General features: G+C 68.3%; 22 protein-coding genes. 11 read left to right on the top strand and 11 right to left on the bottom strand.

Features of this window, described 5'->3' with window-relative positions; genetic code table 11:
* Positions 1 to 106: 106 nt before the first annotated feature.
* The 6 genes from arfA to ABD255_RS08260 are packed head-to-tail and all read left to right on the top strand — an operon-like array spanning position 107 to position 7,939.
* Positions 107 to 1,609 carry an arabinosylfuranosidase ArfA gene (gene arfA, locus ABD255_RS08285; protein WP_344211542.1) on the top strand — a complete coding sequence of 501 codons (1,503 nt, stop codon included), beginning with the start codon at positions 107 to 109 and terminating at the stop codon, positions 1,607 to 1,609.
* Positions 1,606 to 2,934: an ABC transporter substrate-binding protein gene (locus ABD255_RS08280; RefSeq protein ID WP_344211540.1), complete on the top strand. Its 1,329-nt coding sequence runs from the start codon at positions 1,606 to 1,608 to the stop codon at positions 2,932 to 2,934. The genes arfA and ABD255_RS08280 overlap by 4 nt, the downstream gene beginning before the upstream one ends.
* Positions 2,935 to 2,936: 2 nt before the next feature.
* The gene (locus ABD255_RS08275; RefSeq protein WP_344211538.1) at positions 2,937 to 3,878 is read left to right on the top strand and encodes a carbohydrate ABC transporter permease; all 942 of its coding nucleotides are present in this window, start codon (positions 2,937 to 2,939) and stop codon (positions 3,876 to 3,878) included.
* Positions 3,875 to 4,702, top strand: coding sequence for a carbohydrate ABC transporter permease (locus tag ABD255_RS08270; protein ID WP_344211536.1), 828 nt, complete (start codon positions 3,875 to 3,877; stop codon positions 4,700 to 4,702). The genes ABD255_RS08275 and ABD255_RS08270 overlap by 4 nt, the downstream gene beginning before the upstream one ends.
* Before the next feature lie 25 nt (positions 4,703 to 4,727).
* The gene (locus ABD255_RS08265; RefSeq protein WP_344211534.1) at positions 4,728 to 6,953 is read left to right on the top strand and encodes a family 43 glycosylhydrolase; all 2,226 of its coding nucleotides are present in this window, start codon (positions 4,728 to 4,730) and stop codon (positions 6,951 to 6,953) included.
* Entirely contained in the window at positions 6,953 to 7,939 is a 987-nt protein-coding gene (locus tag ABD255_RS08260; RefSeq protein WP_344211532.1) for a glycoside hydrolase family 43 protein, read from the top strand. The genes ABD255_RS08265 and ABD255_RS08260 overlap by 1 nt, the downstream gene beginning before the upstream one ends.
* Here the strand turns inward: ABD255_RS08260 and pdxR are convergent.
* Complete coding sequence (gene pdxR, locus ABD255_RS08255) at positions 7,928 to 9,289, bottom strand: MocR-like pyridoxine biosynthesis transcription factor PdxR (RefSeq protein WP_344211530.1); 1,362 nt, start codon at positions 9,287 to 9,289, stop codon at positions 7,928 to 7,930. The genes ABD255_RS08260 and pdxR overlap by 12 nt on opposite strands.
* A 67-nt stretch (positions 9,290 to 9,356) precedes the next feature.
* Between pdxR and ABD255_RS08250 the strand changes: the two genes are divergently transcribed.
* Positions 9,357 to 10,040, top strand: coding sequence for a pyridoxamine 5'-phosphate oxidase family protein (locus ABD255_RS08250; RefSeq protein WP_344211528.1), 684 nt, complete (start codon positions 9,357 to 9,359; stop codon positions 10,038 to 10,040).
* A 10-nt stretch (positions 10,041 to 10,050) separates the two neighbouring features.
* Here ABD255_RS08250 and ABD255_RS08245 read toward each other — a convergent pair whose 3' ends face one another.
* From ABD255_RS08245 to ABD255_RS08220, 6 genes are all read right to left on the bottom strand, one after another.
* Positions 10,051 to 10,695 carry a TetR/AcrR family transcriptional regulator gene (locus tag ABD255_RS08245; protein WP_344211526.1) on the bottom strand — a complete coding sequence of 215 codons (645 nt, stop codon included), beginning with the start codon at positions 10,693 to 10,695 and terminating at the stop codon, positions 10,051 to 10,053.
* On the bottom strand, positions 10,695 to 11,960 hold the full coding sequence (locus ABD255_RS08240; RefSeq protein WP_344211525.1) for a methyltransferase family protein: 1,266 nt from the start codon (positions 11,958 to 11,960) through the stop codon (positions 10,695 to 10,697). The genes ABD255_RS08245 and ABD255_RS08240 overlap by 1 nt, the downstream gene beginning before the upstream one ends.
* On the bottom strand, positions 11,953 to 12,882 hold the full coding sequence (locus tag ABD255_RS08235; protein ID WP_344211524.1) for an SRPBCC family protein: 930 nt from the start codon (positions 12,880 to 12,882) through the stop codon (positions 11,953 to 11,955). Before ABD255_RS08235 ends, ABD255_RS08240 begins: the two co-directional genes overlap by 8 nt.
* A gap of 48 nt (positions 12,883 to 12,930) precedes the next feature.
* Positions 12,931 to 13,722: an ABC transporter permease gene (locus ABD255_RS08230; protein ID WP_344211522.1), complete on the bottom strand. Its 792-nt coding sequence runs from the start codon at positions 13,720 to 13,722 to the stop codon at positions 12,931 to 12,933.
* Positions 13,719 to 14,687: an ATP-binding cassette domain-containing protein gene (locus tag ABD255_RS08225; RefSeq protein ID WP_344211520.1), complete on the bottom strand. Its 969-nt coding sequence runs from the start codon at positions 14,685 to 14,687 to the stop codon at positions 13,719 to 13,721. Before ABD255_RS08225 ends, ABD255_RS08230 begins: the two co-directional genes overlap by 4 nt.
* A 155-nt stretch (positions 14,688 to 14,842) precedes the next feature.
* On the bottom strand, positions 14,843 to 15,376 hold the full coding sequence (locus tag ABD255_RS08220; protein WP_344211518.1) for an EXLDI protein: 534 nt from the start codon (positions 15,374 to 15,376) through the stop codon (positions 14,843 to 14,845).
* A 160-nt stretch (positions 15,377 to 15,536) separates the two neighbouring features.
* Here ABD255_RS08220 and ABD255_RS08215 point away from each other — a divergent pair, with 160 nt between their 5' ends.
* Entirely contained in the window at positions 15,537 to 16,370 is an 834-nt protein-coding gene (locus tag ABD255_RS08215) for an alpha/beta hydrolase (protein ID WP_344211516.1), read from the top strand.
* On the opposite strand, the gene ABD255_RS08210 is transcribed toward ABD255_RS08215, so the two are convergent.
* Both ABD255_RS08210 and soxR read right to left on the bottom strand, forming a co-directional pair.
* On the bottom strand, positions 16,359 to 16,967 hold the full coding sequence (locus tag ABD255_RS08210; protein ID WP_344211514.1) for a hypothetical protein: 609 nt from the start codon (positions 16,965 to 16,967) through the stop codon (positions 16,359 to 16,361). The two genes, ABD255_RS08215 and ABD255_RS08210, sit on opposite strands and share 12 nt — an antisense overlap.
* Positions 16,968 to 17,207: 240 nt before the next feature.
* The gene (gene soxR, locus ABD255_RS08205) at positions 17,208 to 17,666 is read right to left on the bottom strand and encodes a redox-sensitive transcriptional activator SoxR (RefSeq protein ID WP_425554391.1); all 459 of its coding nucleotides are present in this window, start codon (positions 17,664 to 17,666) and stop codon (positions 17,208 to 17,210) included.
* Positions 17,667 to 17,718: 52 nt separating this feature from the next.
* Between soxR and ABD255_RS08200 the strand changes: the two genes are divergently transcribed.
* Positions 17,719 to 19,242, top strand: a complete 1,524-nt coding sequence (locus tag ABD255_RS08200; protein WP_344211512.1) for an MFS transporter — start codon at positions 17,719 to 17,721, stop codon at positions 19,240 to 19,242.
* Between the two features lie 75 nt (positions 19,243 to 19,317).
* Here the strand turns inward: ABD255_RS08200 and ABD255_RS08195 are convergent, their stop codons facing one another.
* Entirely contained in the window at positions 19,318 to 19,584 is a 267-nt protein-coding gene (locus tag ABD255_RS08195) for a cell division protein CrgA (protein WP_344211510.1), read from the bottom strand.
* A 115-nt stretch (positions 19,585 to 19,699) separates the two neighbouring features.
* On the opposite strand from ABD255_RS08195, the gene ABD255_RS08190 reads away from it, so the two are divergent.
* Entirely contained in the window at positions 19,700 to 20,470 is a 771-nt protein-coding gene (locus tag ABD255_RS08190) for a DUF881 domain-containing protein (RefSeq protein WP_344211508.1), read from the top strand.
* Positions 20,471 to 20,514: 44 nt separating this feature from the next.
* The gene (locus ABD255_RS08185) at positions 20,515 to 21,132 is read left to right on the top strand and encodes an aminodeoxychorismate/anthranilate synthase component II (RefSeq protein ID WP_344211506.1); all 618 of its coding nucleotides are present in this window, start codon (positions 20,515 to 20,517) and stop codon (positions 21,130 to 21,132) included.
* Positions 21,133 to 21,190: 58 nt separating this feature from the next.
* Here ABD255_RS08185 and pknB read toward each other — a convergent pair whose 3' ends face one another.
* Entirely contained in the window at positions 21,191 to 23,059 is a 1,869-nt protein-coding gene (pknB, locus tag ABD255_RS08180) for a Stk1 family PASTA domain-containing Ser/Thr kinase (RefSeq protein ID WP_344211504.1), read from the bottom strand.
* Between the last annotated feature and the right edge of the window lie 60 nt (positions 23,060 to 23,119).

Genomic DNA, 23,119 nt, shown 5'->3' with positions numbered 1-23,119 from the left:
CAAGACGGCGACAAGACCAGTAGTTCTAATGGTCGGGTCTTTACAGGCGATGTCAATCGTTGTAGAAATCCATGTCAATCGTTGTAGAGATTTCTCTGGAGGATCAGTGGCGCGTCTTGCGGTCGATCCCGCGTTCGTGGTCGGGGCCCTCGACCGGCGGCTGTTCGGCTCGTTCGTCGAGCACATGGGCCGCTGCGTCTACACCGGCATCTACGAGCCGGGCCACGCCTCGGCGGACCCGGACGGGTTCCGCGAGGACGTCCTCGAACTGGTCCGCGAACTGGGCGTCACCGCGGTCCGCTACCCGGGCGGCAACTTCGTCTCCAACTACGACTGGGAGGACGGCGTCGGCCCGAAGGACCAGCGGCCACGCAAGCTCGACCTGGCCTGGCGGGCGATCGAGCCGAACCAGTTCGGTACCGACGAGTTCATGGCCTGGTCCCGCAAGGCCGGGGTGGAGCCGATCTGGGCGGTCAACCTCGGCACCCGCGGGCTCAAGGAGGCCGTCGAGTTGGTCGAGTACACCAACCTGCCGGCCGGTACCTCGTTGCCCGATCGCCGGGTCGCCAACGGCAACAAAGAGCCGTACGGGATCAAGGTCTGGTGCCTGGGCAACGAGATGGACGGACCGTGGCAGATCGGTCACAAGACCGCCGAGGAGTACGCCCGGCTGGCCGAGGAGACCGCGAACGCGATGCGCCGGGTCGATCCCGGGCTGGAGTTCGTCGCCTGCGGGTCGAGTAACCGGCACATGCCGACCTTCGGCGAGTGGGAGCGCACCGTGCTGGAGCGCACCTACGACCTGGTCGACCACATCTCGCTGCACGCGTACTACGAACCGAAGAACGGCGACCAGGCAAGCTTCCTGGCCGCGGCCGAGGACATGGACCGGTTCATCGACTCGGTGGTCGCGACCGCCGACCACGTGAAGGCGCTCAAGCGCAGCGACAAGGAGATCACCTTGTCGTTCGACGAGTGGAACGTCTGGTACCAGCAGCACTTCCCCGGCGAGCTCGGCCTGGACGTCCGGGAGGTCAGCCCGCTGATCGAGGACACCTACACCGTCGACGACGCGGTGGTGGTCGGCAGCCTGCTGATCACCCTGCTCCGGCACGCCGACCGGGTGAAGATCGCTTGCCTGGCACAACTGGTGAACGTGATCGGCCCGATCCGGACCGAACCCGACGGCCGCGCCTGGCGGCAGACGATCTTCCACCCGTTCGCGCTCACCGCGAAGCACGCCGGCTCGACCGTACTGCGGACCGAGGTGTCCGGCCCCGAGGTGGACACCCCGGAATACGGACGGGTACCGGCCTTGTGGAGCACAGCGACGTACGAAGAGAGCACCGGCGAGGTGGTGCTGTTCGTGGTGAACCGGAGCGAGACCGACAAGGTCGACCTGGAGGTCCCGCTGCACTCCGGCCTGCGGGTGATCGAGCACCTTGCCCTGTACGACGACGACCGGAGCGCGGTGAACACCGCCGAAGACCCCGACCGGGTGGTTCCTCGAAGGATCGACGGCACCGAGGTCATCAACGACATCTGCACGGCCACGTTGCCCCCTGCGTCGTGGCACATGATCAGGCTCTCCCCTGGAGGTACACGGTGAACACCATCAATCGGCGACTCGTGCTGGGCGGAATCGGCGCACTGGGCGCAGCGGGCGTTCTCGCCGGTTGCGGAGAGGGCTCGGCCGGCAAGCCCGGAGCGGCGCCCCAGACCGGCGACGGCGGTGCGAAGGGCTACGACGGCCCGAACGTCGAGCTCGACTTCTGGAACGGCTTCACCGGCGGTGACGGCCCGTTCATGCGCAAACTGGTCGACCAGTTCAACTCGGAGAACGCCAACATCAAGGTCAAGATGACCGTGATGCAGTGGGCCGACTACTACACGAAGCTGCCCACCGCCGTCAGCAGCGGCCGGGGTCCCGCGGTCGCGATCATGCATGTCGACTCGCTGGCCACCAACGCGGCACGGAACGTGATCGAGCCGCTGGACGACGTGGCCAAGGCGCTCGACCTCAAGCAGGAGGACTTCTCCGAGGTCGTCTGGAAGGCCGGCGAGTACGAGGGCAAGCGGTACGGCATTCCGCTGGACGTGCACCCGCTCGGCTTCTTCTACAACAAGACCCTGATGACCACGGCGGGTCTCGACCCGGCCAAGCCACCGACGAACGCGGACGAGTACGCCGCCGCGCTGGACGCCTTCAAGAGCAAGGGGATCCAGGGCCACTGGGCCACCCCGTTCCCGTTCACCGGCGTGCTCAGCGTGCAGGCGCTGCTGTGGCAGTTCGGCGGCGACCTGTTCAACGACGACGCCTCCAAGGCCACCTGGCAGGAGGAGGCCGGCGTCAAGGCGCTGAGTTGGTTCACCGACCTGGTGAAGAACGGGCACAGCCCGAAGAACGTCGCCCAGGACGCGGACAACATCGCGGTGATGAACGGCAAGAACGCGTTCGTCTGGAACGGCATCTGGAACATCAACACGTTCAAGGAGAAGAAGGGCCTGGAGTGGGGCGTCGCCCCGCTGCCGAACATCGGCGGGACCAAGGCCGCCTGGGCCGGCTCGCACCAGTTCGTGCTGCCGAAGCTGAAGACACCGGACCAGAACAAGTCGACCGCCGCGCGGGTGTTCGTCAACTACGTCAGCCAGAAGTCGCTCGAGTGGGCCAAGGGCGGTCAGGTCCCGGCCCGCAAGCAGGTGCGCGACTCGGCCGAGTTCAAGGCCCTGCCGGAGCAGGCGGCGCTGGCGACGCAGATCGACGACCTGCACTTCCCGCCGCCGGTGCCGGGTATCGGTGACGCCCTGAACGAGCTGAACAAGGCGGTCAACGAGGCCGTGCTGCTGAAGGCGGAGCCGGCCAAGGCGCTGTCCGACGCGGCCGCCCGGGCGGACAAGATCCTGGAGGCCAACCGCAAGAAGTACGGCGCGTAGCGATGGCGGTCGAGGCCAGCGCGGGCACGATGCGCAAGCGCCGTGCCCGCGTCTCCAGCGGGGTGCGCGGGTACGGCCGCGCGACGCCGTACCTCTTCCTGGCGCCGTACCTGCTGCTGTTCCTGCTGTTCGTGATCGGGCCGGCCATCTTCGGCTTCTGGATGAGCCTGCACGACTGGGACTTCCAGTTGCCGGGCAAGCCGTTCGTCGGGCTGCAGAACTACAAGGACCTGTTCGACCCGCTGTCGGCGACGGCCGAGCCGTTCTGGCACGGCATGCGGGCGACCGGGATCTTCACGATCGCCTCGGTGCCGTTCCTGGTGGTGCTGCCCCTGGGCCTGGCCGTCCTGCTGAACCGGAAGTTCCCGGGCCGGACCTTCTTCCGGGCCGTGTACTTCGCGCCGTTCGTGCTCGGCGTGGCCGTGATCGGCCTGATGTTCCGGTACATCCTGGACACCAGCTTCGGCCTGCTGAACGCGTTCCTCGGACTCTTCGGCATCTCCGAGATCGGCTGGACGAACGACCAGCCGTGGGCGTTCGTCTCGCTGGTGGCGGTGACGGTGTGGTGGACGGCCGGCTTCAACGCCATCATCTACCTGGCCGGGCTGCAGGACATCCCGGCCGAGCAGTACGAGGCGGCCGAGTTGGACGGGGCGAACACCTGGCAGCAGTTCCGCAACGTCACGTTGCCGGGGCTGCGTCCGGTCAGCGTCTTCATCATCACGATCACCCTGCTGGCCAGTGCCAACATGTTCGGCCAGTCGGTGCTGATCACCCAGGGCGGACCGGGTGACACCACCGCGACGGCGCTGATGGTGATCACCGACACCGGCTTCAGCCAGTTCCGGATGGGCCAGGCCACCGCGATGAGCTACCTGCTGGCGCTCTGTCTCGCGGTCGTCTCGATCATCAACTTCGCCCTGCTGAGGGAGCGCAAGCCATGAGGCGCCGACCGTCTGCCGCGTTCTGGATCCTGGTGATCCTGCTGACCGTGCTGGTGATCGTCCCGCTGCTGTGGATGGTGATCACCTCGTTCAAGACCATCGGGGAGTCGCAGGCCGACCCGCCGACCCTGGTCCCCCAAGAGCCGACCGGACGCGCCTACGGGGAGATCCTCACCACCGGCGGACAGAACCCGGTACTGCGCTGGGCGCTGAACAGCTTCGCCGCGGCCACGTTCCACGCGTTGCTGGTGGTCGTGGTGGCGTCGATGGCCGGTTACGCGCTGGCCCGGATGGAGTTCCGGTTCAAGAACGCCATCTTCTCCGTGATCCTGCTGACCCTGTTCGTCCCCGGCTTCGTCTTCCTGATGCCGAACTACCTGCTGATGGACAACCTGGGCTGGCTGGACACCCTGCTGGCGCTGGTGGTCCCCGGCGCCGCCGGTGCGTTCGGGGTGTTCTTCATGCGGCAGTTCTTCCTGGCCATCCCCAAGGAACTCGAAGAAGTCGCGATGATCGACGGTGCGAACGCCTGGACCGTCTTCACCCGCATCATCCTGCCCAACGCCAAGGCAGCGCTGGCCACGTTGACGGTGCTGTCGTTCCTGACCAACTGGAACGACTTCATCTGGCCGTTGTTCGTGTTGTTCAGTCCGGAGCGCCTGACGCTGCCGGCCGGTCTGACCCTGCTGCAGGGCGCGTACACGACCGACTATCCGGTGATCATGGCCGGCGCGACCGTGGCCGCGGTACCGGTGCTGATCCTTTACGTCTTCGTTCAGCGTTACGTCATCGAAGGTGTCGCTCGCAGCGGCATCAAAGGTTGATCCAACTCTCGAGAGGAACCCGCCAGTGCCTCCCCGACGATTCCTGGCCGCAGCGCTCGCTGTGGCCACGGTGGCAGCCGGTACGACGGCCGCCGCCGCCGCGCCGCCGCCATCACCGGTCACCACCCAGAACCCGATCTCGTCCTCCTTCGCCGACACGTTCGCCGACCCAGCGGTCATCCAGGGCCGCGACGGCTACTGGTACGCGTACGCCACCTCCGACCCCCTGGTCGCAGGAGGCCCGTTCGGGCTGATGCACATGGCCCGGACCAAGGACTTCGGCTCCTGGGAGTACCTCGGGACGGTCTTCAACGACAGCACCAAGCCCGCCTGGGCAGCGCCCGGCTCGTTCTTCTGGGCCCCTGACATCCGGTACTTCGGTGGCCGGTACGTCATGTACTTCACCGTCACCGACACCGCCGCCAACCCGGGCGGCGATCCGGCCATCGGTGTGGCGACAGCACCCACTCCCAGCGGCCCGTGGACTGCGACCGACGGTCCGGTGGTCGCTCCGAAGCCCGACGGCAACGGCGGCTACTTCGGCAACATCGACCCCGCCATGCTGACCGCGGCCGACGGCAAGCGCTACATGTACTCCGGCGGCTTCTACGGCGGCATCTCCGTCACCGAACTGTCCCCCGACGGCCTGCACTCCGTCGGTACTCCGACCCAGGTGACCATCGGCGACCGCTACGAGGGCGCGTACGTCGTCTACCGCGACGGCTGGTACTACCTGATGGGCTCGTCCTCCAACTGCTGCGCGGGCCCCACCACCGGGTACACGGTCTTCGCCGGCCGGTCGAAGTCGCCGCGCGGGCCCTTCCTGGACAAGGACGGCGCGAGCATGAACGAGTCGCGCGTCGGCGGCACCACGGTGATCACCCAGAACGGCAACAAGTGGATCGGGACCGGCCACCACGCGTTCGTCACCGACGCGGCCGGGCAGGACCACATCGTCTACCACGCGATCGACCGCGGTACGCCGTGGCTGACCGACCCGTTCGGCATCAACCGGCGGCCGATGCTGATCGACCGGATCGACTGGATCGACGGCTGGCCGCGGACCCGGGCCGGCCTCGGCCCGTCCGACACCCCGCAGCCGGCGCCGACGACCGGCTCCGCGGCGGGGATCAACTCGACCGACCCGGCGTCGGGGATCCGGGGCGCTACCAGGCTGGCTGGTGACTCGCTCGGCGGTCCTACCGCTTCTCTCCGAGGGGTGGCCGCCACCAAGCAGGCCGCACCGGCCGGCTCGGTTCGTGTCGACGCCGACGTCCGCCTCGGCAAGTCCTTCACCACTGTGCTCGGCAAGGGCGCGGTCGTCGCCTCTGTCACCGGCAACAAGGTCGTCGTCGTGGCAGGCCGCCGTACTGCGACCGCTGTGCTGCCGGCGGACTTCGACCGGTCGCAGTGGAACAAGCTCAGCGTGCAGGTCGCCGGCACCACGGTGACTGTTCGGGTGAGTGATGCCGGTCTGGGCGACCTCTACGCCGAAGCCCAACTCGTCGCGCCCGGGCTCAAGCTGGACTCGGCGCCGGTGAGTTGGCTTGGCTCGGCCGAGGTCGACAACCTCACGGTGCGGTCCGTGGCGGCCCCGGTTCGCAAGCTGGCCCCGGTGCCGCAGATCGGTGCCTTGCTGGCGGGTGACGAGTTCGACAACGGGCTCGGCGCGGCCTGGTCGTGGGTGCGTCCGGACGCGAACGCGGTGGTTGCCGACGGCAATCTTTCGTGGCCGTTGCAGAACACCGACCTGGTCGGCTCCGGCAACAACGCCGGGTTGCTCTTCCACCAGACTCCGGCGGGCGACAGCTGGATCGCCGAGACGAAGTTGCACCTCGACCTGGGCGAGTACGACATCCGCAACTACCAGCAGGCCGGGATGATCGCCTACCTGAACGACGACGACTTCGCCCGGCTGGGCGACGTGTCGATCTGGCGGACCCGGCAGACCGAGTTCGGCCGGGAGTTGGTGGCTCGCGCCGACGGCGCGACCAGCTTCGGCGGCGCCGCGATCGGGCGTCAGGCTTCGACCATGTGGATGCGGCTCGCCTACCACCGCAATGCGGCCGGGGAGCACGTCTACCAGGCCGGCACCAGCATCGACGGCACGAACTGGACCTGGGGTGCTTCCTGGGCCCTGCCGGCCGGGACGACGCCGAAGCTCGGCCTGTACGCGCACGGCGACCAGACCGGCTCCAACCCGCCGCCGGTCGCCACGTTCGACTACCTGCGGTTCTACACGAGCAAGTGATGTCGCGCTGGCCGGGGTTGTTGCTGCTGCTCTTGTTGGTGGGGTGCAGCAGCAACGACCCCGGCGGTGCGGAAGGAGCGACTGTGGGCTTCACCAATCCCGTGTACGACAACAACTTCGCCGATCCGCACGTGATCGCGGCCGGCGAAAAGTACTACGCCTTCGCGACGAACGGTCCACTCGGCAACATCCAGACGCTGAAGTCGCCGGACCTGGTGTCGTGGGAGCAGGTGGGCGATGCGCTACCGTCCCTGCCCGCCTGGTCCTCAGCGGGGAAGGTGTGGGCGCCGGAGGTCGCAGTACATGGTGCTGATCGGTACGTCATGTACTACACGACCGCGGACGACGCCTCCGGGCGGCAGTGTGTGGGTGTGGCCGTGGCGTCCGACCCGAAAGGTCCCTATGTCGACAAATCGAGCAAGCCGCTGATCTGTCAGGACAAGGAGGGCGGCTCGATCGACGCCAGCCCGTTCCAGGACTCGACCGGCCAGCGCTGGCTCTACTGGAAGAACGACGGCAACGCGATCGGTGTCGACACCTGGATCTACGCGTCCCGCCTGTCCGCCGACGGCCTCACCCTGACTGGCGAGACCACGCGCCTGATCAAGCAGACCCTTCCGTGGGAGGGCAACCTGGTCGAGGCGCCGTACATGGTGGAACGCGACGGCAAGTTCCACCTCTTCTACTCCGCCAACGCCTTCGACAAGGCCGAGTACGCCGTCGGCCACGCCCTCTGTACTACCCCCGCCGGCCCCTGCGCGAAGTCCGGCGATCCCATCCTCACCACCTCCGACGCCGCGGCCGGCCCCGGCCACAACATGGTGCTTCTCAAGGACAACCGCTACTGGTTCGTCTACCACGCCTGGGATCCTGCGCTGGTCGGCGTCGACCCACCCGGCCGCACCATGTGGCTCTCCGAACTCACCTGGTCCGGCGACAAGCCCACCGTCCAGCCACCCCTCAAGGACAACCCTTCACGGCCGTAAGACCTCCACCAGTACGTCGAGTGCCTTGAGGAGGTCCTCGTCGGTGGGGGTGGCGTAGCCGATCACCAGGCCGGGTGGGCCGGGAGTGGAGCGGCGGTACTCGGAGAGTGGGGCTACGGCAACACCAGCCGCTCTGGCTCGGGCTGCGACGGCTCCGTCGTCCGTGTTCGGCAGGAGCAGGGTGATGTGGAGTCCCGCGTCCTGTCCGACGATCTGCCCGTACGGCGCCAGTACGGCGCAGGTGTGGTTGCGGCGTTCGGCGTAGAGGTGGCGGGAGCGCCGGATCACCTGGTCCAGGTAGCCGTCTCGCAGCATCGCCAGGAACGCCGCCTGCATCGGCCAGCCGGGCCAGTCCCCCACCTCCTCCCGGTACGCCGCCAGGCGGTTGACCACCTCGGGCGATGCCACCAGCCAGCCCAGTCGCAGGGCGGGGCTGAGCACCTTCGACAGGGTGCCGAGGTGGACGACCCGGTCCAGGTCGAGTTGGGCCAGCGCGGGGAGCGGCGCCACGTCGTACCGGAACTCGCTGTCGTAGTCGTCCTCGATCAGCGTCGCCCCGGTCCGCCGGGCCCAGCGGATCAGCTCGTTGCGTCTGGCAACGGGTAGCCGTCCTCCGAGCGGGTACTGGTGCGACGGCGTCACGTAGACCGCCGACAGGTCCGGGCCGAGCTCGGAGACCAGCAGCCCGTCCTCGTCCACCGGGATGTCCACAACCTGTAGACCATGCTGCCGAGCGGCGGTGACCGCAGTGACGAAGCCGGGGTCCTCCATGGCGATTCGATCACCGGCTTGCCGAGTCACCGACAGCAGGAGCCGCAGGCCGTGGGAGGTGCCGTCGGTGATCAGCACGTTCTCGGGACCACAGGCGATGCCGCGGACTCGTCCGACGTGCTCAGCCACGGCTGCCCGCAGGGCAGGTAGTCCTGCCGGGTGGTCATAGCCCCGCGCCGGCGGCTGGATCGACACCTCCCGCCACGCGCGTCGCCAGCCGGCGTCGACGGTGGTGCTGACGTACGGGATCCCCGGCCGCAGGGTCAGCAGTTGCTTCCCAGCAGGCTCGGGTGCGCGCGCGGGACTACGCAGTACGGGCTGCAGCGGTACGACGTCCGCCACGTAGGTGCCCGAGCCGGTCCGTCCCGCGATCCACCCCTCGGCGTGCAGTTGGTCGTACGCCGCCTGCGCCACCGAGCGCGACACCACCAGTTCCTTCGCCAGATCCCGCGTCGACGGCAGCCGGTGGCCGGCCTGGAGCCGCCCGTCGCGAATGGCCGCGCGGAACTGCTCGGCCAACTGCAGGTGGAGCGGCCCGCTGCCGGTGCGGTCGAGGACGAGCGGGAGTGAGCTATCCAAAGTGGACTACCTGATTCGTGCGGGAATGGACCGTGCCAGCATGCCACTGACCGAGCAGGCTTGAAGCATGACCATCATCACCCCGCTCCAGCCGACCGCCAGGACCCAACTGCGCCGCGAGAAGGAGCGCGCCGGTACGGACCGGGAGGCCCTGCACGACATCCTGCTGGACGGCATGTTCTGCCACCTCGGCGTAGTCCTCGACGGAGCGCCCCTCGTGCTGCCGACCGCGTACGGCGTGGACCTGGGGGCTGGGCCGGACGGCACGCTCTACCTCCACGGCTCGGTGGCGGCGCGCAGCGTGGTCGCCGCGCCGGAGCAGACGGTCTGCGTCACCGTCACGCACGCGGACGGCCTGGTGCTCGCCCGGTCGGCGTTCCACCACTCGGTGAACTACCGCTCGGCGGTGATCTTCGGAGTGCCGCGACTCGTCACCGATCCGGAGGAGAAGCAGCACGGCCTGAACCGGATCGTCGACCACCTGGTGCCGGGGCGCTCGAACGCAGTACGGGGGCCGAACCGCAAGGAGCTAGCCAAAACGTCGGTCCTGGCGCTACCCCTCACCGAAGCCTCGGTGAAGTCCCGAGCCGGCGCGGCCAACGACGACGAGGAAGACCTAGAGCTTCCGTACTGGACGGGCGTCATCCCGCTCCGCGTGGTCGCCGACCATCCGATCACCAACGACGACTGCGACCTCCTGATCCCCGCCCACATCCGCACCCGAGCCAGCCAACTCGGCGCACCCGCTTGAAGCCCAGCCCTCATCCACTGGTGAGGGGCTTCAACTTGCGCTTGACCAGCCTGCTGGTGACCGGGCCGAGCTTGTCCAGCTCGGTTAGCAGGGTCTCGGTGAGTACTGCGAGCTGCTCGAGCGAGGTGAGCGCCCGGGTGGTTCCCTCGGCGTCGACGCCCTCCAGCAGTTCGATGCCGACGAACCCGGCGGAGATCGCCCGGGCGAGGCCGCCCAGGTCCACCAGCGGCAGGAGTGGGCTGTCGGCGAGTACGCGCTGCAGGGTCTTCTCGACCTCGACCACCCAGAGGTTGAGTGCGTCTGCGACGGCTGCTCCGACCACCTCGTTGCCGCGGGCGCCCGCCAGCAGCTGAGCCAGTACTGCGACGTTGCCCTCGGCGTGCTCGGTGACGTGCACCTGGCGACCGACAGCGAGCAGCTCGGCGAAGGTAGTGGCTTGGTCGAACTCCGTCCGGTAGAGCGCGACCCGCTGCTCGGTACTGGTCCGGCAGGCCTCGGCGATCAAGTCGTTCACGGTGCCGAAGTGATAGAACACGAGCGCCTGGTTCTGACCCGCGGCAGTGGCAATGTGCCGCGCGGACGCTCCGGCGAAGCCGCGCTCACCGATGGTCTGCAGTGCGGCATTCAGCAGGGCGGCCCGGGTGTCCTTCGCCATTACCTCTCCTTCAGTGTCGGCAACTGCCGTGGGCCACCACCCATCCCGTCCAGCAGCAGCTGCAGCAACGGCCGGACCAGCGGCAGCCGGATCAGCCATCCCAGGTATGCCCAGCCTGGCCCGCTGTGCTCCAGTCCGCGCGCTACAGCGGCCACCCCGCTTGCTTGCAAGCCGTCCGGGCCTACGTACAGCGCCCGACGCAGCCCAGCCACCGTATCCTCCGCCGCTGACAACACCAGATCCACCGGCTGGGAGTGCTCGACCAGGCCGCGCGTCTGTCGGCAGATCGTGCAGGTCTCGGACAGGTACAACGTGGACGCCTCAGCCGCGTACGGCGTTCGCCGTACGATCCAGGGCCTCACCTGTCGGTCATACGCCTGCCACTGTTCTCCCAGCCGGGTAACCAGTTCACTGCGCTCATGGGGATCAGCTACGAACTTCGCGAACGCCACTGTGCCGACTGTCGCGACAGCCAGCGACCAGCTGTGCGTACCGGCAGCGAGCAACCCCAGCATCAGTACTGCGGACAACTGCATCGGGTTCGCCACGTACGCGTACGGCCCGGTCGTCACCAGCTCACTCGGCGGATCCCACGGGTACGGCGTACCGCGGCCGCGCACCGCGAACTCCACCACCGCAGACAAGGCCGGTACTGCGGCCAGCGCCATCAACTGCAGGATGATCGACACCCGCCACACCGGGTCCTCCACGAGATGGTTCCAGTCGCCGTCCCCTTGAGCCATCACGGCGGAGGGAATCAGCCAGAGCAGCAACCCGGTGAACGTGACCAGTTGCAGGATCACCCGGCCGGTCAGGCGGCTCCGGTCGACCGTCCATCGGCCTAGGAGCACAGCGGGTACTACGGCGAGCACGAGCGCGACCAGTTCGCCGTACAGCCAGTGGTGGTTGAGGTGAACCAGCCCGTCGAGCCGGGGCATCACGAGTACGTCGAGCCAGCCGCAGCTGAGCACCACCACCCACACGGGCACCCGGTGCCGAACCAGCAGCGGCACCGGGCCCCACAGAAGAGCCCAGCCCAGCCACAGGTCCAGCGGCACTCCCACGAACACCCCGTGCGGTACTTCGTATCTCCACCAGCCAGCCGCCATCGCCACCTGATTGGCGACGCCGATACCGACGAAGGCAGCCAGGAACGACAGCAGAGCCGCTCCGGCCAGCCTCCTGCTCGGCCGTCGCCACAGGACCGCAGTGAGGGCGATCGGCACCAACAAGCAGAGCCAGCGCAGTACGGCTGTGTCAGTCACGGTGTGTCTCGACCAGGCCGAGCGAGTCAGCGAAGTAGTCGAGCCCGGCGCCGACCATGGCGTCGTCGATCGGCCCGAAGTACCAACTGGGGTCCTGCTTGCGGTGGAACGTCAACTCCAGACGGACCGCGGTGTCGCCGTTGTCCTGCGGGGTCAGGTGCACGACCGCTCGCTGGAACTGGAGCCAGCGCTGCGCCTTGGACTGGTCCGAGAGAACCCTGAACACGATCCGGCGGCTGTCCCGGGCAGCGACCTCGGTGACGATCGGGCCACCGGCCATCGTGAAGGACCACTTGCTCCCGACCGCGAGACCGGCTCCGGTGGCCGCGGTCGGGGTCGGGTAACCGCTGAACCTGAGCAGGAACGGCTTGGTCGCAGAGAAGTCCGGCCCGTGCTGGAGCCGCTGCTCGACCTGCTGCGGCGACATCGCGACCACGCGCTCCGTCGTCACGGTCTGGTCCGGGACCATGCGATAGGTGGTTCCTTCGAGGCTGGTGGCGAGCAACAGCAGCGGCACGACGGCGAGTGCGGCCCGGCGGCGCTGATCGAGTCGCCGTGCCTGCCGGACGACCTCCGCGACCAGGTGAGCGACGCCGTACACGAGAGGTGCGGCCATCAGGACGCAGGCGGCGCCCTCGTGCAGGAACGCCGACGTGATCAGCAGCCCGAAGGTGACCACCCGGAACGTCAGCCCATGCAGGCTCTTGGCCGGTGGGGCGAGGGCGATGATCACCGCCAGCACCAGCGGTACGCCGACGAAGAGGGCCGCGGTGTCGACCCGGTCGGAGCGGACGACGAGAAACGGTGCGGTCACCGCGGCCAGCGCCACGATTCCGAGCGCGAACGCACGACCGGCCCGGCTGCCTGAACTGGCAGCCGGGACCGGCTCGTGGGGATCGGGTCCTGCGGGCGGTTCGGTCATGCGGCCAGCATAGCCCCACTTTTGAGCGATCGCTCAAACTGCTCTGAATCAGGCGGCAGTGCCCTTGTTGTAGCTCTTCTGGGCCCAGAAGTAGCCGACCACCGCGATGGCCGCGCACCAGGCGAGGGCCAGCCAGCCGTTGCCGCTGTCCATCGGCGTGCCCAGCAGCAGGTGGCGCAGGGTGTCGATGACCGCGGTGAAGGGCTGGTACTCGACGAACCAGCGGATGCCGCTCGGCATCGACTCCAGCGGGATGAACGTGGTGCTCAGGAAGGGCAGCAGGAAGCTGATCGGCAGGACGACGTTGCTCGCACCCTCCGGGGTCTTGCTGGTCAGCCCCAGCGCGACCGCGAACCAGGTGAAGGCGACGGTCAGTGCGACGAGCAGCCCGCTCGCCAGCAGCCAGTCGCCGAAGGACGCGTTCGGGCGGAACCCGAGCAGGAGGGCGAAGCCGACCACCGCGACCAGGCTGACGATCGTCAGGATCGAAGCGCCGATCACGTGTCCGGTCAGGACGGCGGGCCGGAAGATCGCCATCGTCCGGAACCTGGCCACGATCCCCTCGGTCATGTCGGTGCAGGCGGCGACCGCCGGTGACATCGTCCCGGACGCGATGCTCATCAGCAGGATGCCCGGGGTGAGGAAGTCGATGTAGTCGAAGTCGCCCCCGCCGCCGAGGCCGGCCGAGAAGGTGTCGCCGAAGACGAGGCCGAACAGCAGCAGGATGACGACCGGCATCCCGAGGGCGCCGAGCGACAGGCCGGGGTAGCGCAGGGCGTGCCGCAGATTGCGGCGCAACATCGTGGCGGTGTCGGCCATCGGGTAGGTCACGGTGCTCATTTGCTGGTCGCTTTCTCGTCGGCGTTCGGGGAGGTGTCGGGCTGACCGGTGACGGCGAAGAACACGTCGTCCAGGTCTGGGGTGTGGACGGTCAGCTCGTCCACTTCGAGGGAGGCGTCGTCGATCTTGGCCAGCAGGGCGCGCAGCGAGTGCACGCTGCCGTCGTTCGGCACGTGGAGGACCAGCGCGTCGTCGTTCCGGGTGGCGGCAGGCAGCACCTGAGCAGCCAGGGCGAACTCCTCCGGTGCGGTGAACCGGAGCCGGATGTGCCCGCCTGGCGCCAACCGCTTCAGTTCCTCGGGAGTGCCCTGGGCAACCAGCCGGCCGTGGTCCAGTACTGCGATCTGGCCGGCGAGCTGGTCGGCCTCCTCCAGGTACTGCGTGGTGAGCAGGACCGTGACGCCACCGGCGACCAGCTCACGGATGAGCTGCCACATGCTGTGCCGGCTCCGCGGGTCGAGCCCGGTCGTCGGCTCGTCCAGGAAGATGATCCGTGGACTGCCGACCAGTGTCATCGCGAGGTCGAGCCGGCGCTTCATCCCGCCGGAGTACGTCATCGCCAACTTCTGGCCGGCTTCGGCCAGGTCGAACTGCTCCAGCAGTTCGGCTGCCCGCCGGCGTCCTTCAGCGCGGCCGAGGTGGTACAGGTCGGCCATCATCACCAGGTTCTCCTCGCCGGTGAGCAGGCCGTCGACCGCGGAGAACTGTCCGGTGACGCCGATCGCGGCCCGAACCGCCTCCGGGTCGGTGTGCAGGTCCTGCCCGGACACCCGGATCTCGCCGGCGTCGGCGGTGATCAGGGTGGACAGGATCTGGACTGCGGTGGTCTTGCCCGCGCCGTTCGGCCCGAGCAGGGCGAAGACAGTGCCTTCGGCAACAGTCAGGTCGATGCCGTCGAGCACGAGTTTGTCGCCGTAGGACTTGCGCAGTCCGCGGACGTCGATCGCCGGGGTTGAGCTGTTCATGGGTCCTCGCTTGTTTTCGGGCAGGGTGAACCTGGCCCAGGTGGCCTAAGGAGTGTGGGAGGAGAGAGTCAGGGCGTGCTGGTCCCGCCGGCCGGCTCGGTCTGCGAGCCGCCGAAGACGGGATCAGGCTTGTTCAGTTGAGTGGTGGTGGAAGGTCAGATGTCGAGGTCTTCCACGGCGGGCTGGTCAGCCGCCTCCTCGACCAGGGCGTAGAGCTCCTCCGGGATCAGGTCGCGCAGTTCCTCGAGCGTGTCGACGACGTGCAGCGTCGCCTCGCCCTGGGCCATGCTCCAGGTCTGGTTGCTGCTGAAACTGCCGATCCAGCTGCGCCAGCCGGTGTAGTTCAGCTCTTCGCCGTCGGCTGTCTGGATCGAGTTGAACTGGTTGCGCCGGTCGGCGTGCAGGACGAACTTCCCGGTCCGGCTCCGGTACACCTTGAAGGCTTCGTAGCCGTTCTTGTTGGACCGGCCGCCCTCGGCGAGCAGGACGCCGGAGAACCGCTGTTTGCGGCCCGTGCCCCGCCCGACCCGGACGGTGATCTCGTCGAAGCCCTCGAGCCGTCCTTCTTCCATTTCCACGTATCGCCGCAGCGCCGTGGAGATCGCCTGGGACAGGTTGCCGGCGAGTTCCTGGGCCCGCTTGTACAGCGCCAGGTCGTCGTCGGAAACGTAGATCGTCTTGTTCGGCATGCTCTCTCCTCCTACGTAGAACTATACGTATTCCTCTACGTAGATGTCTACATATATTCGCGGCGAACCCGAGCCAAGCCTGCCAGGATCGTCGGATGGACACACCGGAGGCCCGCTACGACCGCCTGACCGACCGCGCCAGCGCTCTGTACGAGGAGGCTTGCAGCCGGTCGCACTCGACTTGCTGGCCGATGTCGATCCGGAGCTGGGCCCGTGGGCGGCCGAGCTCGCTCACCTCCGCGCGTGCCTCCTCGGCTCGATCGGCGAGTCGGCCGAAGCCCTCCGCGGCCTCCAGGAGGCGAGCGACGCCGGCGCTTGGTGGGAAGAGGGGATCCTTACCGAAGACGACGACCTAGTCACCCTCCAGGACCTCCCCGCCTTCCAGAACCTGGTCGCTCTCTCCCGCACCCGGCGCATCACCGCCCAGGATCCGCCCCTGGTCGAAGTGCCTGCCAGTTCGGCAGGTGGAGTTGTGGTGGCTCTTCATGGGGCTGGGCAGCGGGCTCGGCATGCGATGCGGGACTGGGCGGGGGTGCTGGAGCTTGGTTACGCGTTGGTCGGGGTGGAGTCTTCTCAGTTGATGTCGCCGATGTACCGGACCTGGCCGGACCCGGAGGCGGCCAGGGAAGACATCGCCCGCGCGCTGGCTCAGTTGCCTGAGGAACTCCGCGGACTCCCACTGATCGCGGCCGGCTTCTCCGCCGGGGGACGGGCCGCGCTCGACTGGGCCCTGACCGGGCGACCCGAGCCGGCGGCGGGCGTCGTAGTACTGGCTCCGGCGGTGAGGGAGTTGCCGACGGAGGCGCTCGCGGAGTTGTCTCCGGCGGCGGTCTTGATCGGGACCGAGGACGATCTTCTCGAGGTTGTGGAGAAAGCGGCCGAGAAGCTCACCACCTTCGGCGTGACCATCCACCGACTGCCCGGGCTGAACCACGAGATCCCCGCGGATCTCCCCGCCCAGCTGCGAAGCCTGCTGCCTGGGTCAGCGACGTGAGTACAGCCACGGCTGGTTGAGGTCGAAGAACGTCGGCGTCCCGGTCGAGAGCGCGTCCAGCTCATCCATCTGCGCCTTCAGCTCAGGCGGCACTTCCTTCTTCTCGCCCTCGCGGGCCTCCGCCTCGGAGGTGAAGTACATCGCCATCGTGTACTCACCGTCGCCGTACTGCGCGACGACGCTGCCGATGACGTCCTGCCGGAACTCGGCCCACTCTCCGGAGTCCTGGGACATCAGTTCGCGGGCGCGATCCGGGTCGGAGCCCTGACCCTGCATCACTTGGACGAAGCCGGCCGAGTCGGGCTCGCCGACGAGGTCCGCGACCACGTCGTCACTGTCGTGGAAGGTGGCCTCTCCGCTGAGCAGCGCGGAGAACTCCCGCCACCACGCGTCCTGAGCCGGCTGGTTGCTGTTCTGCCGGGCCGCGTCGGCTGATTCGAAGCGAGCCAGCGCGATGAACCGGCCGTCGTCGGTGACACCGGCAGTCGTCCCGAGCCAGCCGGGCGCGTTCGGCGCCAGTTCCTCCACCCACCGGTCGAGCGCGGCGTGCGCCTGGCCGGCATCTGTTACCTGTCCCTGAATCACCTGAACGAACATCGTGAGGCCCTCCCCGTCTCGAAAGGTCGGCGCTGCTCTCGACGCTACGCCCGTTGATCCTCCCCGGCTGTGGACAAAGTGGGGATCAAACCTGGTTTTTCCACAGATTTCGCTGATTTCGGCCCAGACCTGTCCAAGGTCCGGGGACAACCTGGGGACAACTCGGCCGGAGGCTGTGCACACCTGGGGATACCCATGTGGATAACCACACGCTTGTAATTCAGCGGTGGCGGAGCTGCCCTAGTCGCTTGACGGGTTGACCCACAGCCGGCGGGGGCCGGTACCGGTGGCGCCGAGCTTGTCGTCGCGGTTGCGGAGCAGGCATCGTTCCAGCGAGAGGCAGCCGCAACCAATGCAGTCGGTGAGTTTGTCGCGGAGCCGGACGAGTTGCGTGATCCGCAGATCGAGGTCGGCCTGCCAGGCGGCCGAGAGCAACTCCCAGTCCTGTTGGGTCGGCGCCTGGTCCACCGGCAGCTCGGCCAGCGCTTCGCCGATCTCCCGCAGCGGGATACCGACGCGCTGGGCCACCCGGATGAAGGCGATCCGGCGCAGCGCATGCCGCGGGAACCGGCGCTGGTTCCCGGCCGTCCGCCGGCTCTGGATCAGGCCGCGTTCCTCGTAGAAGTGCAGCGTGGTCACCGTCACCCCGGCGCGTTTGGCCAGCTGACCGATCGTGAGTTCGTCGTTCGGGTCCACCACCCGTCCGAGACTACCTTGACCTCGGGTTAACCCGAGGTTTGAGGATGGCGGTATGACCACTGACCTGACCGGATCCCGGCTGGCCGGCCGACGGGAGTGGCTCGGCCTCGCCGTCCTCGTCCTGCCCGCCCTGCTGGCCTCGCTCGAGCTGACCATCACCCATCTCGCCCTGCCGGCGATCGGGCGCGACCTGGGCGCGTCCAGTACGCAGTTGTTGTGGATCGTCGACGGGTACGCGTTCCTGCTCGCCGGCACGCTCGTCGTGATGGGAGCGCTGGGTGACCGGATCGGGCGGCGCCGGCTCCTGCTCGGCGGCGCGATCGCGTTCAGCGTGCTCTCGGTGATCGCCGCGTACGCACCGAATCCGGAAGTCCTCGTCGCGGTCCGGGCCCTGCTCGGCGTCGCCGGAGCGACGCTGATGCCCTCGGTTCTCGCGCTCACCGTCGCGCTGTTCACTGAGCCGCGGCAGCGGACCCAGGCGGTCGGCATCGTCATCGCCGCGGTCTCGGCCGGTACCGCGATCGGGCCGCTCGTCGGCGGCTGGCTGCTGGATCACTTCTGGTGGGGCTCGGCGTTCCTGCTGCCGATCCCGCTCATGGTGGTCCTCGTTGTCGTCGGGCCGGTGACCCTGCCCGAGCACAAGGTGCCCGGCGAGCGCGGGCTCGACCTCCCGAGCGCGACGCTCTCGATCGCGGCCGTGCTCGCGGTCGTCTACGGGCTCAAGCAGGTCGCCGCGGCCGGCCCGGCACTGCCGGCATGCGCCGCGATCGTGGCGGGGGTGGCCTGCGCGACGGTGTTCGTCCGCCGTCAGCGCCGGCTGGCCGACCCGATGATCGAGCTGCGGCTCTTCGCAGGCCCGGCCTTCACCACGGCCACGCTCACGCTCGTCTTCGGGATCTTCGTGCTCTGGGGAACGAACTACGCGGTCGCCCAGTACTTGCAGTTGGTGGCCGGGCTGGACCCGTTGGCCGCCGGGCTGTGGACCGCACCGCCCGCGCTCGGCGTGATCGTCGGCTCGCTCGGCGCGACCCGGCTGGCGCGGAAGATTCCGGCCGGGCGGATCATCGGCGGCGGGATGCTGCTGTCCACCGCCGGGTTCGTGCTGCTCGCCTGGATCGATCCGGCCACCCCGCTCGGCGTGCTCGTCACCGCGATGATCCTCGTCTCGGCCGGGCTGGGGCCGATGATGGCACTCGCCACTGACATCGTGGTCGGCAGCGCTCCGGCCGACCGGGCCGGTGCGGCCTCGGCGATCGCTTCCACCGCACCGCAACTGGGCGGCGGGCTCGGGATCGCGATCCTGGGCAGCATCATCACCGCGGTCTACCGCGCGGACATGCACGACACGACCGGCTCAGCCGGCGAAACCCTGACCGGCGCTGTCGCCGCCGCCGCGCACCTCCCGCCCACGGAAGCAGCCACTCTCCTGACCTCCGCCCGCTCAGCCTTCACGCACGGCTTCGGCATCAGCGCACTGGTGGCAGCCGCCCTCACAGCCTTGACTGCCACCATCGTGCTGGCCGTCCTCGGCCGCCGAGGAGGAGTTCACGGCGGCGTCGAAGGGCAGAGGCAGTGAAACGACCGACCAAGCCAAGTAACCGACCTACGGGCGGCTGCCGGCAGGGAAAGCCGGTCAGCAACGGTCAGACGGCTAGATCCACTGCGTGGAGACGACGAAGCCGACAGCGATCAGGCCCATCCCGATCAGCAGGTTCCAGTTGTTCAGGTCGCGCATGACCGGGATGTCCTGACCGGCCACGTAGAAGACGACCAGCCACGCCAGTCCGAGCAGCCAGCACCCCAGCATCAGCGGAGCCACCCACACCCGGCTGGTGGTGCGCGGCTTCTTCGGGGTCTTCTCCACCTTCACCTTGTCGGTGGGAGACTTCTTCTTGTTGCGACTGCTCGACTCGGGCACGACTCGACTCCTCGTAGCGGACACTCTTAGCGGACACGTAGGCTTGTGTCCTGCAACGGACACCAGGTCTGGCCTCGGTTAGCGTAGTGCAGACCAGAGCAAGGGGATCACGGGTGTGAGCAGGCTGCGGCGTTTTTCGCTCTGGCGCACGGGTGCGCCGGTGGCACTGCTGTGCGCCGGGCTGCTGTTCGCGACGAGCGCCACCAACGCCCGTGGCACCGATCTGCGTCCCAGTCGCAACACTACGCTCGCGGGCCTCGTCGAGGAACAGAGCAGGCGGAGCGCCAGCCTGACCCGGCAGCACGCGGCCCTGAGCCAGGACATCGAGAAGCTGCAGACCCAGCAGGGCTCGATCGAGCCGGCGCTGGCCAAGCAACTGAAGGACCTGTCCGAGCAGGTCGGGACGACCCCTGTCACCGGTCCCGGGCTCACCGTCACGCTGAAGGACGCTCCGCGTGAGGTGGTGAAGGACAACCCGGACGTGGACGCCGACTGGCTGGTGATCCACCAGCAGGACATCCAGGCCGTGGTGAACGCGCTCTGGGCCGGTGGCGCCGACGCCATCTCGATCCAGAACCACCGGGTGATCTCCACCACCGGGATCAAGTGCGTGGGGAACTCCGTGGTCCTGCACGGTGTGCCGTACCTGCCGCCGTACAAGATCACCGCGATCGGGGACCGCCGGAAGCTGCAGAAGGCGCTGGACGATTCGCAGTACATCGACAACCTGCAGGACTACGTGGTGAAGTTCCAGCTCGGCTACGAGGTGAAGAACGAGTCCTCGGTCGCCATGCCGGCATACGAGGGCACGCTGGAGCTGCAGAGCGCGACCGTGCCGGGCTTCGAGAAGACCCCGAGCGCCAGCCCGACGAGCAGCGGTCGCTGAGACCGAACCCGTACTTTCCCGCACCTCCCCCGTAAACTCCCCGTATGCCGCGGATCCTTGTCGTCGACAACTACGACTCCTTCGTCTACAACCTGGTGCAGTACCTGCAGCAGTTGCAGGCCGACACCACCGTGCTCCGGAACGACGAGATCACCCCGGACGACGTCACGCAGTACGACGGCGTGCTTCTGTCCCCCGGCCCGGGGACGCCGGAAGAGGCCGGGGCGTGCGTGGACATCGTGAAGGAGAAGGGCGGCGAGGTCCCGATCTTCGGCGTCTGCCTGGGCCTGCAGGCGATCGGCGTCGCGTACGGCGGCGTGGTCGGCCGCGCGGACGAACTCCTGCACGGCAAGACCAGTCAGGTCTTCCACGAGGGCGCCGGCGTGCTCGCCGGGCTGCCGTCGCCGTTCACCGCGACCAGGTACCACTCGCTCGCGATCGCTCAGGACAGCGTGCCGGAGGTGCTGCAGGTGACCGCCCGCACCGAGGCCGGCGTGATCATGGCCGCGCGGCACCGGGATCTGGCGGTCGAGGGCGTCCAGTTCCACCCTGAGTCGGTGCTGACCGAGGGCGGCCACCGGATGCTCGCCAACTGGCTCGAGATCTGCGGCGACCCCACCGCGGTCGACCGCTCCGCCGGGATGGCGCCGGTCGTCAGCTGACGCCAGACACAACGAAGGACCGGGAGAACTCTCCCGGCCCTTGCTGTCGGCGCTGAGGTCAGCCCTCGCCGTTCCCGTTTCCGTTTCCGTTGCCGCCGCCGATGGTGATCGGCGGGGTGGTCGGGTCGTCCGGCGTCTCGCTCGGGCTCGGGGTCTCGGAGGGCTCGGGCTTCTGCGCGATGGCGAGCGTCACCTTGGTGCCCTCCTTGACCTTCGAGCCGGCCTTGGGGCTCTGCTTGGTGACTGTGCCGGGGAGTGCGTTCGGGTTGGACGTGTCCGTCACGTAGGCGACGTTGAGACCGAGGTCCTTGAGCGCCTTGGTCGCGTCTTCCTGGGTCTGGTTGCTGACGTCAGGCACCGTCACCTCGACCTGCCCGGTCGAGACGGTCAGCGTGAACCTGGTGCCCGGAGCGTACTTCCCGCTCGGATCCGGGTCGATCTTGAGCACGATGCCGGCCGGTGCCTCGTTGTCCACCTTCTCGGTCCTGGACGCCACCTGGAACTTCGCCGAGGTCCCCTCGATCGCCTCCCTGACCTCCTTCTCGGGCTTGCCGATCAGGTTCGGCGGCAGCGAGAACGAACTGGGACCGGTCGAGACGACCACGTTCACGGTCGAGTCCTTCGCGACCTTCGTGGCCTCCGTCGGGTCCTGGCTGATGATCAGCCCGCGCCCGATCTCGGAACTGGCCGCGTTGGTCGCGGAGATCTTCAGCCCCTGCTCCTCCAGCGCCGCCGTCGCGGCCGTCAGCGACAACCCGGTCACCTTCGGTACGTCGACCTGCTCCGGCGCGCTGGTCGTGCCGCCGCCGCCCGGGTTCGCGGTGTTGTCCTTGCCCATGTTCGTGATCAACGCGTACGCGCCCACGGCCACGGCCACGATCGCCAGGCCGAGCAGGAAGTACGCGAGCCCGCGGTTGCGCCGCGACCGGGCGGTGTCGGCCTCGCTCAGGCCGTCGTCCGGCGGGAGCAGGTCGTTCGACTGGGTCTGCAAGGCCTGCGTGGCCGCCACCGGCGCCACCGCGGTCGGGGCCATCGCCCGGGTCTCGCCGAGCGCGGCCATCGGCGCGGTCACCTGCTGCCCGGCCAGCACCCGGTGGATGTCCTGACGCATCTCGTTGGCGCTCTGGTACCGGTGTTCGCGGTTCTTGGTCAGCGCCTTCAGCACGACCGCGTCGACCTCCGGCGGGATGTCCGGGTCGTACGAGGACGGCGGGAGCGGCTCCTCCCGGACGTGCTGGTAGGCCACCGACACCGGCGACTCACCGACGAAGGGCGGCCGGCCGACGAGCAGTTCGTACAGCAGGCAGCCGGTCGAGTATAGGTCGGAGCGCGCGTCGACGGTCTCGCCGCGCGCCTGCTCGGGCGACAGGTACTGCGCGGTGCCGATGACCGCCGCGGTCTGGGTCATGTCGGAGGTGGTGTCGGCGACGGCCCGGGCGATGCCGAAGTCCATCACCTTGACCTGGCCCTGCGGGGTCAGCATCACGTTGCCGGGCTTGATGTCGCGGTGCACGATGCCGGCCCGGTGGCTGTAGTCGAGCGCCTCGAGCACGCCGGAAGTGATCTCCAGGGCCCGCTCCGGCATGATCTTGCGGCCCTCGCGGATCAGGTCCCGCAGCGTCTTGCCGGCCACGTACTCCATCACGATGTACGGAATGGTGATGCCGGAACCGTTCGGGTCCGGCTCCTCGCCGGTGTCGTAGACCGACACGATGGTCGGGTGGTTCAGGGAGGCCGCGGACTGTGCCTCGCGCCGGAATCTCGCCTGGAAGGTGGAGTCGCTGGCCAGATCGACCCGGAGCCGCTTGATCGCGACGGTGCGTCCGAGGCGGTTGTCGACGCCCTTGCGGACATCGGCCATCCCCCCTCGACCCAGCGGTTCGCCCTCTTCGTAGCGCCCGCCGACGAGACGTGCCTGCGATGTCATTACTCTGCCTTCCAACCTGCGCGGATCGATCTCGGCCAAAACACACTCAATTTGCCCACG

The sequence above is a fragment of the Kribbella sancticallisti genome (assembly GCF_039530625.1).
Classification (GTDB): domain Bacteria; phylum Actinomycetota; class Actinomycetes; order Propionibacteriales; family Kribbellaceae; genus Kribbella; species Kribbella sancticallisti.
This window is presented reverse-complemented; position numbering and strand designations above follow the sequence as displayed.

Coding starts and splice junctions, on each gene's coding strand:
- ABD255_RS08225 (WP_344211520.1), bottom strand. CDS start 14,687: ATGAACAGCTCAACCCCGGCGATCGACGTCCGCGGACTGCGCAAGTCC.
- pknB (WP_344211504.1), bottom strand. CDS start 23,059: ATGACATCGCAGGCACGTCTCGTCGGCGGGCGCTACGAAGAGGGCGAA.
- ABD255_RS08275 (WP_344211538.1), top strand. CDS start 2,937: ATGGCGGTCGAGGCCAGCGCGGGCACGATGCGCAAGCGCCGTGCCCGC.
- ABD255_RS08185 (WP_344211506.1), top strand. CDS start 20,515: ATGCCGCGGATCCTTGTCGTCGACAACTACGACTCCTTCGTCTACAAC.
- ABD255_RS08230 (WP_344211522.1), bottom strand. CDS start 13,722: ATGAGCACCGTGACCTACCCGATGGCCGACACCGCCACGATGTTGCGC.
- ABD255_RS08200 (WP_344211512.1), top strand. CDS start 17,719: ATGACCACTGACCTGACCGGATCCCGGCTGGCCGGCCGACGGGAGTGG.
- ABD255_RS08250 (WP_344211528.1), top strand. CDS start 9,357: ATGACCATCATCACCCCGCTCCAGCCGACCGCCAGGACCCAACTGCGC.
- ABD255_RS08245 (WP_344211526.1), bottom strand. CDS start 10,695: ATGGCGAAGGACACCCGGGCCGCCCTGCTGAATGCCGCACTGCAGACC.
- ABD255_RS08220 (WP_344211518.1), bottom strand. CDS start 15,376: ATGCCGAACAAGACGATCTACGTTTCCGACGACGACCTGGCGCTGTAC.
- ABD255_RS08270 (WP_344211536.1), top strand. CDS start 3,875: ATGAGGCGCCGACCGTCTGCCGCGTTCTGGATCCTGGTGATCCTGCTG.
- ABD255_RS08260 (WP_344211532.1), top strand. CDS start 6,953: ATGTCGCGCTGGCCGGGGTTGTTGCTGCTGCTCTTGTTGGTGGGGTGC.
- ABD255_RS08210 (WP_344211514.1), bottom strand. CDS start 16,967: ATGTTCGTTCAGGTGATTCAGGGACAGGTAACAGATGCCGGCCAGGCG.
- ABD255_RS08235 (WP_344211524.1), bottom strand. CDS start 12,882: ATGACCGAACCGCCCGCAGGACCCGATCCCCACGAGCCGGTCCCGGCT.